1 protein-coding gene is annotated in these 326 nt (G+C 67.8%); it reads left to right on the top strand.

The genetic code is table 11. From position 1 onward, the window contains the following. Positions 1-326, top strand: a 326-nt coding sequence (locus tag PAT3040_RS14330) for a nucleotide-binding domain containing protein (RefSeq protein WP_305778779.1), incomplete at both ends; no start/stop codon positions are given.

Below are 326 nucleotides of genomic sequence, written 5' to 3'. Positions count from 1 at the left end.
TTCCTCCGGCGTGGAATACGCGCTGGGATCCGCTTGGCGCGCGGAAGGGCTGGCGCCAGCGGAGGGCCCGGCGGTAGAACCGGTGAGCGCGGTCGACCGGCTGCTAATCGTGTCGGGCAGCTGCTCGCCGGTTACCGAGCGGCAGATTCGTTATGCGCTCGATGCCGGTTATGCCGGCATCCGCGTCGCCGGAGAAGAGCTGCTGAGTCCCGAACGCCGGGAGGACGCGATCGCGAACCTGAAGAAGCAGACGCTGGAGCAGCTTGCCGAGGGGTGCAGCGTCATTCTGTATTCGGCGCTGGGTCCCCACGACGAGGGCATCGGCC

The sequence above is a fragment of the Paenibacillus agaridevorans genome, from assembly GCF_003112455.1.
Taxonomy (GTDB): Bacteria; Bacillota; Bacilli; order Paenibacillales; family Paenibacillaceae; genus Pristimantibacillus; species Pristimantibacillus agaridevorans.
Note: the sequence above shows the minus strand (reverse complement) of the source record. Positions and strands in the feature narration are given on the sequence as shown.